Origin of the sequence: Nocardia implantans, from assembly GCF_035544775.1 — a bacterium.
Classification (GTDB): domain Bacteria; phylum Actinomycetota; class Actinomycetes; order Mycobacteriales; family Mycobacteriaceae; genus Nocardia; species Nocardia implantans.
Window position 1 is genome coordinate 650,057 of record NZ_JAYKYQ010000002.1, and the last position, 13,708, is coordinate 663,764.

Here is a 13,708-nt window from a genome sequence, read left to right on the forward strand (position 1 = left end):
CTCACCTGGAGGGTGCGCCGATCGAGATGCCGGTGATGATCTCGGCGACGATGGTGTGATCGGGATATTGCCGCCCGTAGACGGCGACGATGGCGCCGACGCGGATGTCCGGCGCCCGTTTGGCCACCAAGACGTTGACCTTGGTGTCGGCGTCCGCGCGGACCTTGACGCTGCTGCTGGTGAACGCGTTCCTGACCACCATGGTCGTGCCGTCGTTGGCGACGACCTTTCCGAAGGTGACCCCGATGCCCGTCTTGACGGGAGGCGCAGCGGCTGCCTGCGTTGTCGTCCGCACGGTGGATGTCGCCGCCGGGGCGCTCGGTGCGCTGGTGCGCAGCGCCGTCGTGGCAGCTGCCGATGTTCCGGTCGGGTGGTTGTTCACCAGTAGGCACCCCGACACCAGCAGGAGCACCACACCGACGCAGAGCCCGACGAATGCGGCCGCCCCGGAGTGGTGCACCCGATGCGGCTCGTCATCCTCACGTTCGGGCGGCGGCGGCATCGCCGTCGCCTGCGCGAGAGATTCGCTCTTGGGCGCCAGCGAGCCGGGATGCACTCGCGGCGGCGGTGGTGCTTCGCTGTTCGCGTTCGACGACCTGCCCGGTCCGCTCGCCGCGGCGGTGATCGATCTGGTGATCGATCTGGAAAGAGTTGCGGCCGAGAATGATTCGGGATCGCCACCGACCCGTGCCAGCCTGCCCACCTCCGCCGGCTTGCGACGGTGCGTACTCCAGCGAGGCATAGGGCAAGGTTAGGTGTCCCAGGAGCCGCACCTGTTGTCACTGGCGGGAGTACCCGTCCGACCTGCGTCGATGGTGGTTCGTCGGCTCGATGAGCCAGTTGCGGCGACTTGCTCGACGCTGAATGCCCTGTGGCGCAGTGCTTGTCGTGTATCGGACAGCGACGTGCCGGTGCAGGGCAAGGCCGCCTTCGTATGTTCGGGCCGGATCGGCACGCGCCGGTTCGGTCGGAACGCGAAATTCCATGGAACCGATCGGCCGTGCGCTGCGTCTGTGTCGGTATGAGACACAGCGGAACTCCGGTTGTCGCGTGTCGGCAGGTCGATTCGAAGTAGGCAGCGACGAAGTGGAGGTGTTGATGGCCGCATTCGATGTGGGCCATGCCGCGGATGATTTGGCGCGGATGGCAGCGGATCTCGAGCGTAGGGCCGGGCGGTTTCAGGAGCTGGAAGGCCGGATGCAGGCGTTGACGGTCACCGAGTCCAGCAGGGACGGCCGGGTCGGTGTCACCGTGGACAGCAGCGGTGTCCCCACGGCTATCGATCTGTCGCCGAACTCGCGCGGGATGGATCCGGGGGCGCTGTCCGCGGAGATCCTGTCGTGCATGCGACGGGCGCAGTCGAGTCTGCGCACGCGAGTCACCGAGCTGGTGCGCGACACCGTCGGTGACGACGAGGCGGGCGCCGCGATCACCGCCCAGTACGCCCAGCGCTTCCCCGACCCGGAGCCTTCCGCAGCGTCCGACGACCGTACTCAGGGCTCACCGCGTGACAGCGCGCCCAACACGCCGCCCGCCTATACCCCGCCGCCGGGCCCGGTCGCCGCGGACGCGACTTCCTCCCCGCGCGGCCGCAAACCCAACCGTGACCAGATCGTCGTTCCCGACGAGCCGGATCCGGAGACCGAGTACTACAACCGTTCCTGGCTGGTGTGACCATGACCAATCCCGACGCCATCTCCGTCGATCCCGGCGAGGTGCGCGATCACGCCGCGAACCTGCGGACGCTCATGGAGAGCTTGCGGCTGTCGCTCGAAGCCGCTTGCTACCTTGGCGAAGCGGACGACGGTTTCGGCGAGATCCCGCGGCCGTTCGTGCGGATGGTGCTGGCCGAAAAGCATCGCGACACCATCGCGGTGATTCGCAAACTCGCGGAGGACGTCGCAGCGCTGCCCGACAAACTCGCCACCGTGGCAACGGCATTCGAAGACAAAGACGGCGCGTTCGGCAGGTCGGTGACCGAACTGCGGGAAACCATCGCCGGCGCGTCTGGAGGCCCGAAGTGAGCACGAGTGTCGGCAATTGGCTCAACGAGAACACTCCCGGTTTCGACGACCGGAAGAAGCCCGAGAACAATCGACTGATCGCGGAGGGGACCGATTACCGGGAGGAGTATTTCCAGGAGACCGTCTTCTGGATGCACGACGTCGGCCTGAAGCCGGACGAGGAAACCAAGCTGCCCGGGTTCCTGTCCGGCACGATCGCCGGGGACGCTTGGGAGGCGTATGCCAATTTCCGCAACGGGAAGACCTTCGAGTCGATCACCGGTGGCATCGCGGCCGGGGTGACCGCCGCGGACGCGTGGGTCGATCCGTTCGGGTTCGTGGGCGACCAGATCGCCGGTTGGATGCTCACGCACGTCGAGCCATACCGCAAGGTGCTGGACGGGCTCGCCGGAAACGACAAGATGGTGGAGGCGTATTCCACGACTTGGAAGAATATCGCCACCGAGCTGACCACTATGAGCACGTCGTGGCAGTCGGGTCTGGAAGCCGATATCGCGACATGGACCGGGAGCGCGGGAGATGCGTACCGGAGCCGGGCCACGGATCTCATCGACCAGATCGCCGGGGCGGGCGGGGTAGCGGCCACTCTCGGCGAGATCATGCACACCGTCGCACAGATCGTCAAAGCTTTCCGGAAGATGGTCCAGGACATCCTGACCAGCTTGGCGGGAGCCCTGATCGGCTACTCCATCGAACTCGCGATCAGCTTGGGCGCCGCGGGGCCGCATGTCGCCGCGGCGGCGCTCGCGAGGATCGGGCGCGATGGATTGAAGATCTCGACACTGCTTCTCGACATGGCGAAGGCCTTCAAAGACGTCCATACGCTCACGCAGGCCGTTGTCGCTGTCATCTATGCCCTTCTGGGTAAGGACAACCAGCCTGCCCAGGCCTGATCATCCACAGTCGGCACGACGAGGGGAATCAGTACCGTGAACTATCAGCAAGGGCCACATTCCGGTGGTCCGGCAAATGGACCGTCTCGGCCGACGGGGCCGGTGGAGGGCTCGGGCGGCCCGCCTGTCGGGCAGGCGGGCTTCGGTCCGCCGCCACCCGGGACAACCGGTCCGGGTGCTCCGCCGCCGCAGTCGAGTTGGGGCGATCCGTGGCGGCCCGCGCAGGCGGGGCCTCCGCCCGCACCGCAGCCGGGCTTCGGCGCACCGTTGCCGCCGCATGGGGACCGAGGCCGGTCCGCGCCCCACGCGGTCCAGCCGAACCCCTATGCACCGGAGATGTTTTCGTATGGCGGGAGAACGCACTATGTGCCGCCACCGATGCACACCGTTGGCCTGCCGCGACTCCGGTTCGCCCAAGACAGCGAGCGTCACCCGGTCAACGCCTACCGGCCGGAGCCGGGCGAGACCGGGATAGTGGTCGACACGTCTTACTTCCGGTGGTGGATCGCGGCCCCCGTGTACGCGACGACCGGACCGCGCATCTACGTCAACGGCAACGAAATACCGAACGCCTCGTGGGGACGCACTCGCATTCCGGCGGCGCCTGGACTCTACCGGGTAGAAGTTCTGACGCGAGGCGTCCACGGCCTCGTCACGTGGTTCGTCCGGGCGTGGGATTCCGATATGGGTCCGGCCGACGCCGTGGTGCCGGTGGAACCCGGATGCCGGACGACGGTGTACTACCGCTCCCCGGCGTTTCATCTTCTGCCCGGCGCGATCGCTCCGAAACCGCCGAGATGGCCGGGTCTCAACTGGATTCGCACCAGCTGGGTCGTCTGCGGCTTGTTCCTCGCCCTGGCGCTCACGGCGGTGGTGATGAACATCCTCGACTGAGTCGTCGAAGCGCTGTGGCATGTCGGTGCTGGTGCGGATCGGCAACGACATGCCATCGGGCGGCCGGTTCCGCTGCACAGGGGGGGAAGTGAGCTGTTCGCCCGGTGCGATCCGGCGCTGGACCGTTTGCCGAGTCCGTCGGCGCGCTCGATTCCGGTTGCGGCTGGGAAGCAGCGGTACCGATGGCGTCAGCTGTAGCTGGGATCGTTTTCCTCGCGGAAGGCCGCGACCGTTGCGTGTATGGCGCGGTCGAGTTGGGATCGTGCTTCCGCGGTGTCGGCAGGGATGGCCTCGAGGGTGGCTCCACTGCGGACGAGATAGCGGCCGTCGGGATAGTCCATCACGTGGAAGCCACGGGCGGGTGCCGGGCGGTTGTCCCATGCCGGGCCCGCATACACCGCGACGTGGGCGATGGTGGTGCGGGGGCGTTCGAAGAACTGCTGGGCTCGGACGCGGGGCGGGGCCGGCGCGCCCACGCGATACGGTTCCTCGTCCTCGGCGTCGAGTTCGTGCCGGGAGATCTCGATACCGGGGCCACTGCCGCGTGCACCGTCGGGCAGCAGGTCGATGACCCGGCGGCTGACGCTCTGCGCATCTATCAGCGACATGTGCACCGCCCCGCCGCGATCCGGCGACGACGTGGGCTCCTGCACCAGCAGCACAGCATGCCGGTAATGCACGGCCGCGTGAACGCGCAGTTTGTCTTTGCCGTGGAATCCCGCCATTTCGACGCGTGCCTCGGGTTCGGCCAGCACTCGTAGCGCGCTGTAGAGGGACTCGTCGAGGCGGCGGTGCAGCCCGGCGGCTTCGGACCTCCACTCCGACTCGTAATCCGCGACGGTCTCCGCGGTGGATCGGTACTGCAGCGGGTAAGGCAGCACGTCTCGGTCGACGGCCCGCCACAGCACCGTGAAGCCGAGTGCGGTGAATGACCAGTCCCGCCGGTTCATGAAGCTGATTCCTTCGTTGCCTGCCAGGGTGGTCGCGTGGCGTCGATACCCGGGTCGCTCATTCACCGATCACCGGCGGCACCGACTTCACCCTGTTCTCCGTACCGAGCCCGGTGAGTTCCTCGCCGTTGCGCTGGTTCACCAGATAGTCCTTCGTCTGGTGTTCCTTGTCGTCGTCGCCCTTGCCGCGAGCACCCGGCGCCATCATGCCCGGCGTGCCGCTCGCCCCCGGCCGCCCGGTGCCAGGACGCGCGGACGCGGCTGCGGGAACGCCGCCCGGGACGCCGGGCACACCATTGCTGCTGCGACCCGGCGCGGGAGTGCCGAGGCCGGGCACGCCCGGGGTGACGGTGCTCGGGTGAGGCGTGCCGGGGGAGCCGGGGCTCGGTGTTCCGGGGCGGGTCGATGCCGGATCGGTGCCGGCATTCGTGCTTGCCGGTTGAGTCGACGGGCTCGTGCCTGCGGGCGTGGTCGTGGTCTGTTCGGGCGTGCTCTCCAGCTCCGCAGCAGGATTCGTGCTGGTCGGAACGGCGCTCTCCGGCGTGTTCTGGGTAGCTGGTTCTTGCGTTCGGTCGGTCGTGGTCGCTTTGTCGGCGGTGTCGTTACCGGAGGACGACGGCTGCCAACCGTTGTTCGGCGCGGGCGGCTGGTCTCCGGCTTTCTGCACGGGGTTGTACGGCTTGGGCACCAGCGGAACGCCGGTGTCGGCCTCCCGGACGGCAGGATAGAAGACGTTCTTGACGACGTTCACCGACGCATCGTGCGCGGCGTCGTCGCGATGCTGGTTCAACTTCCAGGTCGGGCCCGGCACCCAACTCGCGACGTTGCTGGTCCATGTGTGCGCAGGCGCTTCCTGCACGGCGGGCCGGGTGACCTCGATGCCGGATCGGATGATCTTGACCTTCTCGGCGACGATCTGCACCGAACCGATCAGGCCGCTGGACTTGTCGACGTACTCCTTGATCCCGTCCGCCGCGGCCTTCGCCGCCGCCCCCTCCCATTTGCCCTCCATGGCCTTGCCGATCTCCGGGCCGAAACTCCGCAATCCCTGCTCGAGCCGATTGCGAATGGATTCCCATCGCTGATGCAGCGCGACGACATCGGTGATCGACATAGCCTGCACGCGTTGGTAGAGATCGTCGATTCCGTCCGGATTCTTGTAGGCGCTCTCGGGCACTCTCGGCGACTGGGTCTGTAAATCGGTGCCACCGCGCATGATCTCGGCGATGCGGTTGCGTGCGATGGCCGCGTCGGGGCTCTCGTCGCGCGAGCCGCTGTCCGGTGGACCCGATTTCGACTGCTCCAGCAGGGCGGCGCCGATCGCCACCAAGAATGGCAGACCCATGATCTTCCCCCGGTCAGTTCAGCAGATTGCTCGTGTCTTGCGCGTTGGAGTCGTCCTGTGCGCCGATGCGGTCCACGGAAATCTGGATGGTATCACGCATCAGGGTCAATACCTCGATGTGCTCTCTCAGCGCGGAGTCCACATCGCCGTCTCCGCCGATGGCCTTGGCGCCCAGCATCTTCGCCAGCTCGTCGGAGCAGTCGAAATCGCCTAGTCCCGTGACACGGGCCATCATCTTGAGGTCTTCTAGGAGCGTGACATAAAGATCAATCTGACGATTGCAAGCATCGCGGCAACTCTCCGCGACCGCGCGATCGAGATAAAGCCTGCCGGCAGTGGCCTCATCGGCAAGGTATCGCCACCGCGATACTTCTTCGCTCATCGACATAGCGAAATCTCCTGATCAGCGTGGAAACGTCGGCACAAGCACTTCCGCAGCGTTCATGGCCCGATCGCATGGCGCAGGAGTGCTGTTGGACGATGTATTGAAGACAGTGATCTGCAGGGCACCATGCCCAGCGGGGAACGCCAGATCACAATCCTCGCCATCGACATCGGAAGTGTTTCGAAAACGAAAACCATCGCGTCCGCCGACATTGATGCTCACGAAGTCGGTATTCTCTGGCTTCTTCTTGAGATCATCGATGGAGTAGATCGTCGACCATACTCCCAGCGAGTAACTCCACTGAGAAGCCGCATCATGCCAGGAGCAGACCTTCCATCCGGGTTGCTCGACACCAGCGATGCCCGACCTTTTCGTGGATGAAATTACGCCGATCCGTTGCAGTTGCTGATCCGAAACCTGCGTGCACGGATCCCACAGTGCCGCAGTGGCCGCTGATGTGTCGGTTGTGGTGCTCGGCGTGGCAGTTCCGTTCGTGCCGGAACCGCACCCCGATGCGACCAGCGCCGCTCCAGCGAGCACCGCAACCGTCGCTGTCGTCCGTCGTCCCACCGAAGCCTCCCGATCCGGGCCGTCGAAGTCGTCCCTGAAGTCTATGACGCGCTCGGGTGGCCTTCGGTTCCATCGGATTCGCTCAGACGAGATCGGCTCGGCTCGCGCATCCCATCGGCGGGAGCGTGGCTCGGCGATCGTCGCTACGAGTGGTCTCGCGGCCGGTGAGGTTGTTGGAAGCCGGAGGGGTGCGCAGTGCGGTCGGTGCAGAGAATGATCGACCGGACAACGGTGGTGATATGGGGGCGGAACGCGTCGCGCGGTGCGACGGCCCACCACCGGTAGCCGGTCCGTTCGTCGGTGGGGGAGGGCAGCAGTATCTCGCCGCCGTCGGGGACGATGGTCGCGGAGGCGCGCAGCAGTGCGATGAAAATGCCGGTGTCGTCGGTGAGCCGGCGGGTGTCGTCGGGGCGGACGAGAATCGTCCAGCGTCCGGAGCCGTGTGCGATGACGGGGCCGAGCAGGTATTGCCTGGCGAGGTCGGCGTGGACCATTCTGCCGACCTGTTCGGGCACCGTCACCGCGCCTACTTCACCTGCGCGCAGGGTGATTCGCCGAGTTTCCTCGTGGACATAGCACGGCAGCCCATAGACGTGCCGGTAGCGCAGGCAGCGGGTGAGTGTGGGATCGGAGGCGGAATCCGTGTTCATGGCCCGCTCCCTAGCGCGCAGTAGGGAACAGTCGGCCTTGTTTCGGACGAGTGGAGCGCATCGATGAGATCTCCGTTGGCGTTTCGATGATGGATGAGGGTGTGGCAGGGCGCAGCGGTCAGTCCCACAGCCGGGCGCATGGCAGGTGCGGGAGATCGTCGTCCCAGTCGTCGTCGACGGTGACCTCGACAGCCGGGAACCGTTGCGCCAGCGCATGTGCGACGCTTTCGGCGTGTTCGGCGCTCGCCTGGTAGTCGAGGCGCAACGGGCCGGACTCGATCCGGATGTGGCGGCGCCGGTGCGGCGGCCCCGGCGGGGCTGCCGTCACTGCGGCCTGCTCGGATCGGGCACCATTCGTCCGCTGTCGACGAGCACCTGCCGCGCCGCAGCCTTGCGTGCGCAATGTTTCGCGCGGCAGGCCACATGGATCTGCATCACGTCATGGGCCTGGCCGACGCTGAACGGTCGCATCGGCGCTTGGTGGGCGGCCGCGTCGCACAGGGCGATGAGCTGGTAGATGGCGAGGGAATGGGTGGACACGGGAAACCTCTCTGTCTCGCGGATCGACCGGCGCCCGGCGCCGGGGGCTCTCGCCACCGGCCCGCCACTGTGACGGGCTGATGCACCGCTGATGGCGCGGCGTCATCCCGGCCCCGGGCACCCGCGACCGAAGGTAAGCGCGGTAATCCGCCAAACGGGAGCGTCGATCGCCGTTTTCGTTCCGGCTATCCGAAGAGCCGTATATCCTCTCGGGACCACCGCTTTCGGGGTAAAAGCTGTGGGGAAATCCGACCAACGATCAGGGGGACGCTCGGCCATGTACATGACCACGGGCGAAGTGATCCGGCGCATCAGGAAATCCGTCGGCATGACGCAGACGGAATTGGGTGCCCTCATCAACTTCTCACAGCCCGCCGTCTCGGGTCTGGAGCGCGGCGGGCCTGCCTCGCACGACGTTCGGGTCTTACGGCTCGTAGCCCGCGCACTGGGAGTTCCGCTTGCCATACTGGTAGTGGAGTCGGACCAGGAGGCAGATGTGGACCGTCGCAACTTCTTCAAAGCAGGGGCATTAGGAAGCGCCGGGGCTGCCATGATGTCGGTTTCCGCCACCGCGAGCGCCGCGTCGGCGTCCGGCGGGAAAGTCGGCGCGAGCGACGTGGAAGCCATCATCGACAGCGTGAACCAGATCCACGAACTGGATCTGGTGGTCGGCGGTGACCGATTGTGCCGGGTGGCGGCCAATCAGGTCCGCTATGTCGAACAGCTTCTCGACCAGGGCAGTTACACCGAGGCGGTCGGGCGTGCGCTCACCAGCGCCGCGGCCGAGATGATGACCGCCGCCGGGTGGGTGCACTACGACGCCGGGCGTCTCGACGACGCGCGGCGGTATTACGCGGACGCGGCGAACGCCGCGAACGCGGCTGGTGACGGGATCGCCGCGGCGCATGCGCTGGGGAATGCCAGCTTTCTGATGGCGAGTCGTCCTGGAGACGACGCGAAAGGCAACCCTCTGGCCGTGCAGTACGCCCAGGCCGGGGCACGGGCCTCGCTCCGTGACGGTGGTCCGAAACTGCGTGCGCTGATGGCGATCAGAGAAGCCGAAGCGTATGGGGTTCGCGGGGACAAGTCGGCGATGACGGCGGCGGTCAGCCGCGCGCACCGTGCGTACGAGTCGACTCGTGGGTACGACCCGGATTGGGTTTACCTGCCGGAGGCCGAATTCGTCGGTGGGATCGGCTGGGCGCAGATGCGGCTCGGCCAGCACTCCCAGGCGACCTCGAACCTGCAAGCCGCCATCGAAAGCTCGTCGGCATGGCCCAGGGAACGCGCCGCGTGGCAGGTCCATCTCGCGGAGAACTTCACGACTTCCGGTGACGTCGCACGAGCCTGCTCACTGCTTGCCGACAACTACGACACCATCACCGGACTGGCATCCACCCGCTTGCACCAACGCATCGACGCTATCGCGAATACGGTGCGCGGCCACGCTCGCGTCCCCGAGGTGCGAGAGTTCCTGGCTCGGCGCGCGGCGCAGGTCTGACAACTCGTATTTGTTCGCAGCGCCAACGGCTCGAGAAGTCGTGAACAAGCCTCGCCGTATCCCCTGACCGTCGCGGAGTTCGTGGGAAAAGGTGTCGCCGGTCGAATTGCCTTAGTGCACATGGCCATTGGAGGTGCCGAGAATACCGGATGACGGAGTTTCCTCATGTTCGGAATCGATGTGGGCGCTGACGCCCATCTGGCCAGTGGAGTGAGATCGACAAGGCCACACGCATTGGCCTTGCTCGGCAATTCGGATTTCGTCCGCCGACGGACCGCGGCCGTGAGGGTGAAGGGTACGCCCAGACCCAAGCGGCCCTCGGCGAGCCACGCTGTGGCTGCTGCCGCGTCCGGGGAAAGGTCGAGGCGTGGCCTGGCACAGCTTCTCCCGCGATTGTCTCACGCGCCGCGATAGATCCCGGAAGTCGGCGGCGAGTTGAAACAGTGAAGTCTCACAACTCTCCGGATGAGCCGCTGGACGCTATCTTCTGTCTGCTCGCAGTGCAGCGAGCAGATCGGAGTCAATTCATGCGCACCACATCGATCACGCGCCGCATCGGGATGGCACTACTCACCCTGGTCGCGACCGCTACCGCTTCCCTCGGCATCGCCACGCCGCAGGCGGCCGCCGCGCCGGCGCGAGATCCGATCCTCTTCGTCCATGGCTGGCAAGGATCTGCGGCGGACTGGAATTACATGTGGGGCCGATTCCTGGAGGCGGGATACTCCGAGGGTGAGATGGCACGATTCAGCTACGACACCACCCAGTCGAACAAGGACATCGCACTGGAGGTGAAAGCGCAGGCCGATGCCCTGCGCGCGAAAACCGGCGCAGCCAAGGTCGATATCGTCTCCCACTCGATGGGCGGCCTCAACAGTCGCTGGTACTTGAAGAACCTCGACGGCCTGAATTCCGTCGACGACTGGGTTTCCATCGCAGGCCCTAATCACGGCACCGACGTCGCCAACGGATGCTTCGACGTCTCCTGCACCGAGATGCGGCCCGGTTCAGCTTTCCTCGCCGAACTCAACAGCACCGACGAGACTCCCGGCCGCGTGAATTACGGCACCTGGTGGTCACCGTGCGACGAGATCATCAACCCTGATCAGAGCACCGTTCTCAGCGGCGCGACCAACACCCAGACGCCGTGTCTGGGCCATGTCGCGCTGTTGTCGTCGTCGACGGTTTTCGAGGGCGTGCGCGACTTCGTGAAGTAGTCGGGGCCCGGAAACGGCAGCGCCTCCGCGTCGAGGAGACGAGGAGGCGCTTGCCCGGATTCGGTTCGAGGCTCAGTAGGCCCCGTTGACGTTGTCCATCGAGCCGTACCGATGCGCCGCGTAGTTGCAGGCGGCGGTGATGTTGGCGACCGGGTCCCAGATGTCGAAGGCGGTGCCGTCGACGTGGTAGGCGTTGAAGGTCGGGTCGATCACCTGGAGCAGGCCCTTGGACGGAGTTCCCTTGGCGGCGTTGGAGTCCGACAGGTTGATGGCCTTGGGATTGCCGCCGGATTCCCGCATGATGTTGCGGTGGATGCCCTCGTAGCTTCCCGGGATGCCGTGCATCCGCATGATGTCGAGAGACTGACGGATCCAGCCGTCGAGGTTGTTCTCGTAGACGGGGGGCGGCGCGGGCAGGAAACCCTCGGGCGCGGGCAGGCCTGGCAGCGGGGGCAGTTCGGGTAGCGCGGGCAGGCCGGGCAGGCCGGGGAGGTCGATCGGCGCGGCGGCGGCGACCGGAGCCGGAGCGTGGTCGTCGGCCACCGCGACACCTGCGGAGAAACCGACGGCGATCACGCCGACGGTGGCGGCGAGGGCTGCGCCCTTACGAAGGGACGGGCGGCGGAGGAAAGAAAGGCGTGCGTCAGGCATCGAGAAATCAGTTCCTTGTTCGTGCGGCGATCCGGCCGGAGAAACCAGCGCGGGATCCACGGCGTGCACCAGGCGCGGTGTTCGCCGTCTCGGCTCGTGTGCGGTTTTCGGATTTCGTTGTGAAAGCCGGGTTCGAATCCCCGGCGGCGCGACGCGGTGCACAATCGGGCGGTGCCCGACGGTGCCGCTGCCGTACCCGAAGAGAAACAAGCCGGTGGAGCTGTGAAGCTGGTTTCTCAGGTCTCTTCCGGACCTGATCTCAGCTTGATCACGGCCGGTGAACATTGGGCAAACTCAAAATTAATGACAGTAATTACCGATCTTGGAGTGCTGTTCTACGTTTGAGCACGCGGCGCTGACCTGCGTTTTTGCAGATAAACGTGATTTACGCCACAAATCCCACTTCCGCGGTAACGAGACCGAGTTTGTCTCGATTCGATCACCGGAGTCCCGATCCCGACCTGAGGCGACCGTTCGGCGCGAGGTACCCGGCGAATGCGTTACGGCTGAGCTGAGCGATCGGAATCTTCCTCGCAAGCATGTCTCGCTGTATTGCCGTGAATTGCAATTCAGGGGCTGGAATGGACACTACCGACAACGGAAGCGACCGTATGGCGGTGGGTCACTCCCACGCTCGGACGAGATCCTCTGGCCCCCAGGGCATTAAAAGCGGCAAGTCTCGGCGACACCGGGTGGGAGACAGCAACGACCGGTGTCACGGCCGGTGCCGGAGGGCCGCGAGTACCGAGCGGTCAAGGCTGTCGAGACCCGACCTGCTCGCTCGTCGGCTGAACCGGGCGATCGAGGGCACCGGCGACAGCGTGGCAGGGAACTAAGACGCCGACTTACTAAGCTCGCAATTTAGTTTGTCCGGTTGCTGGAGTTGCTCGGTCTGCCCGGACTTCGCAGATATGCGTCGGCCCTCACGCAGGAAGGACGCGAGGGCCGAAGGTACTCGGAGGTAGGTCAGCTGCCGAAGCGGGCCAGAACGGAGCTGGCTTCCTGGGAGGCCGTGCCTTCCTCGGCGAGGTGGGCCATTTCCGGGGCGATCTCGCGGCCGTGGTGGGCCATCGCCTGGGCGTAGAGCCGTCCGGCCCGGTAGGACGAGCGGACCAGGGGGCCGGCCATGATGCCGGCGAAGCCGATTTCCTCGGCCGTCTTGGAGTGCTCGACGAATTCCTCCGGCTTCACCCAGCGGTCCACGGGGTGGTGGCGGGGGGAGGGGCGCAGGTATTGGGTGATGGTGAGGATGTCGCAGCCTGCGTCGTGCAGGTCGCGCATGGCCTGGGTGACTTCCTCGGGAGTTTCGCCCATGCCGAGGATGAGGTTGGACTTGGTGACCAGGCCGGCTTCGCGGGCGGCGGTCAGGACCGCGAGGGAGCGCTCGTAGCGGAAGGCCGGGCGGATGCGCTTGAAGATGCGGGGGACCGTCTCGAGGTTGTGCGCGAGCACTTCCGGGCGCGCGGAGAAGACCTCGGCGAGCTGGTCGGGATCGGCGTTGAAGTCGGGGATCAGCAGTTCCACGCCCGTGTGCGGGTTCAAACGCTTGATGGCGCGGACGGTTTCGGCGTACAGCCACGCGCCGCCGTCTTCCAGGTCGTCGCGGGCGACGCCGGTGATGGTGGAGTAGCGCAGGCCCATGGCCTGGACGCTCTCGGCGACGCGGCGGGGCTCGTCGCGGTCGAGGGCGGCGGGCTTGCCGGTGTCGATCTGGCAGAAGTCGCAGCGGCGGGTGCACTGTTCGCCGCCGATCAAGAACGTGGCCTCGCGGTCTTCCCAGCATTCGAAGATGTTGGGGCAGCCCGCTTCCTCGCAGACGGTGTGCAGGCCTTCGCGCTTCACCAAGCCCTTGAGTTCGGAATACTCGGGGCCCATGGTGGCGCGGGTGCGGATCCACTTGGGTTTGCGCTCGATCGGGGTTTCCGCGTTGCGGGCTTCGATGCGCAGGAGCTTGCGGCCGTTTGCGGCGCGAGCGTCGGGCCCGGAGGCGGTAGCGTGCGTAGCCACGGAGGGACCCGGGAGTGCCGCAGCGGATTCGGCTGCGGACGCGCCGTGTGGTGTCGGGGTGTCGACTGAGGTCACCTGATC

17 protein-coding genes are annotated in these 13,708 nt (G+C 66.1%); 7 read left to right on the top strand and 10 right to left on the bottom strand.

Annotation, left to right across the window (positions count from 1 at the left end; all coding sequences use genetic code 11):
• Position 1: 1 nt before the first annotated feature.
• Positions 2 to 742 carry a hypothetical protein gene (locus U3653_RS07205; RefSeq protein ID WP_195077784.1) on the bottom strand — a complete coding sequence of 247 codons (741 nt, stop codon included), beginning with the start codon at positions 740 to 742 and terminating at the stop codon, positions 2 to 4.
• A 356-nt stretch (positions 743 to 1,098) separates the two neighbouring features.
• Here U3653_RS07205 and U3653_RS07210 point away from each other — a divergent pair, with 356 nt between their 5' ends.
• The 4 genes from U3653_RS07210 to U3653_RS07225 all read left to right on the top strand — a co-directional run bounded on the left by U3653_RS07210 (position 1,099) and on the right by U3653_RS07225 (position 3,811).
• Positions 1,099 to 1,674 carry a YbaB/EbfC family nucleoid-associated protein gene (locus U3653_RS07210; protein ID WP_195077785.1) on the top strand — a complete coding sequence of 192 codons (576 nt, stop codon included), beginning with the start codon at positions 1,099 to 1,101 and terminating at the stop codon, positions 1,672 to 1,674.
• 2 nt (positions 1,675 to 1,676) lie between these two features.
• Positions 1,677 to 2,024 (top strand): hypothetical protein, encoded by a 348-nt coding sequence (locus U3653_RS07215; protein WP_195077786.1) that lies wholly within the window; start codon positions 1,677 to 1,679, stop codon positions 2,022 to 2,024.
• On the top strand, positions 2,021 to 2,917 hold the full coding sequence (locus U3653_RS07220; RefSeq protein WP_195077787.1) for a WXG100 family type VII secretion target: 897 nt from the start codon (positions 2,021 to 2,023) through the stop codon (positions 2,915 to 2,917). Before U3653_RS07215 ends, U3653_RS07220 begins: the two co-directional genes overlap by 4 nt.
• Before the next feature lie 378 nt (positions 2,918 to 3,295).
• Positions 3,296 to 3,811, top strand: coding sequence for a hypothetical protein (locus U3653_RS07225; RefSeq protein ID WP_195077788.1), 516 nt, complete (start codon positions 3,296 to 3,298; stop codon positions 3,809 to 3,811).
• Between the two features lie 188 nt (positions 3,812 to 3,999).
• On the opposite strand, the gene U3653_RS07230 is transcribed toward U3653_RS07225, so the two are convergent.
• From U3653_RS07230 to U3653_RS07260, 7 genes are all read right to left on the bottom strand, one after another.
• Positions 4,000 to 4,761 carry an ESX secretion-associated protein EspG gene (locus tag U3653_RS07230; RefSeq protein WP_195077789.1) on the bottom strand — a complete coding sequence of 254 codons (762 nt, stop codon included), beginning with the start codon at positions 4,759 to 4,761 and terminating at the stop codon, positions 4,000 to 4,002.
• A 58-nt stretch (positions 4,762 to 4,819) separates the two neighbouring features.
• Positions 4,820 to 6,106 carry a hypothetical protein gene (locus U3653_RS07235; protein ID WP_195077790.1) on the bottom strand — a complete coding sequence of 429 codons (1,287 nt, stop codon included), beginning with the start codon at positions 6,104 to 6,106 and terminating at the stop codon, positions 4,820 to 4,822.
• Positions 6,107 to 6,119: 13 nt separating this feature from the next.
• Positions 6,120 to 6,488, bottom strand: a complete 369-nt coding sequence (locus U3653_RS07240) for a hypothetical protein (RefSeq protein ID WP_195077791.1) — start codon at positions 6,486 to 6,488, stop codon at positions 6,120 to 6,122.
• A gap of 21 nt (positions 6,489 to 6,509) precedes the next feature.
• Entirely contained in the window at positions 6,510 to 7,061 is a 552-nt protein-coding gene (locus tag U3653_RS07245) for a DUF3558 domain-containing protein (protein WP_195077792.1), read from the bottom strand.
• A gap of 143 nt (positions 7,062 to 7,204) precedes the next feature.
• Positions 7,205 to 7,711: a DNA-directed RNA polymerase subunit beta gene (locus tag U3653_RS07250; protein WP_195077793.1), complete on the bottom strand. Its 507-nt coding sequence runs from the start codon at positions 7,709 to 7,711 to the stop codon at positions 7,205 to 7,207.
• 118 nt (positions 7,712 to 7,829) lie between these two features.
• The gene (locus U3653_RS07255) at positions 7,830 to 8,039 is read right to left on the bottom strand and encodes a hypothetical protein (RefSeq protein WP_195077794.1); all 210 of its coding nucleotides are present in this window, start codon (positions 8,037 to 8,039) and stop codon (positions 7,830 to 7,832) included.
• A complete protein-coding gene (locus U3653_RS07260) occupies positions 8,036 to 8,251 on the bottom strand; it encodes a hypothetical protein (protein WP_195077795.1) in 216 nt (71 codons plus the stop codon). The genes U3653_RS07255 and U3653_RS07260 overlap by 4 nt, the downstream gene beginning before the upstream one ends.
• Before the next feature lie 91 nt (positions 8,252 to 8,342).
• On the opposite strand from U3653_RS07260, the gene U3653_RS07265 reads away from it, so the two are divergent.
• On the top strand, positions 8,343 to 9,752 hold the full coding sequence (locus U3653_RS07265) for a helix-turn-helix domain-containing protein (protein WP_195077796.1): 1,410 nt from the start codon (positions 8,343 to 8,345) through the stop codon (positions 9,750 to 9,752).
• Between the two features lie 443 nt (positions 9,753 to 10,195).
• Positions 10,196 to 10,969 carry an esterase/lipase family protein gene (locus tag U3653_RS07270; protein ID WP_323123881.1) on the top strand — a complete coding sequence of 258 codons (774 nt, stop codon included), beginning with the start codon at positions 10,196 to 10,198 and terminating at the stop codon, positions 10,967 to 10,969.
• 72 nt (positions 10,970 to 11,041) lie between these two features.
• Here the strand turns inward: U3653_RS07270 and U3653_RS07275 are convergent, their stop codons facing one another.
• Positions 11,042 to 11,620, bottom strand: a complete 579-nt coding sequence (locus U3653_RS07275; protein WP_195077797.1) for a transglycosylase SLT domain-containing protein — start codon at positions 11,618 to 11,620, stop codon at positions 11,042 to 11,044.
• Between the two features lie 171 nt (positions 11,621 to 11,791).
• Here U3653_RS07275 and U3653_RS07280 point away from each other — a divergent pair, with 171 nt between their 5' ends.
• Positions 11,792 to 11,965, top strand: a complete 174-nt coding sequence (locus U3653_RS07280) for a hypothetical protein (RefSeq protein ID WP_195077798.1) — start codon at positions 11,792 to 11,794, stop codon at positions 11,963 to 11,965.
• A gap of 621 nt (positions 11,966 to 12,586) precedes the next feature.
• Here the strand turns inward: U3653_RS07280 and lipA are convergent.
• On the bottom strand, positions 12,587 to 13,627 hold the full coding sequence (gene lipA / locus U3653_RS07285; protein ID WP_195077799.1) for a lipoyl synthase: 1,041 nt from the start codon (positions 13,625 to 13,627) through the stop codon (positions 12,587 to 12,589).
• Between the last annotated feature and the right edge of the window lie 81 nt (positions 13,628 to 13,708).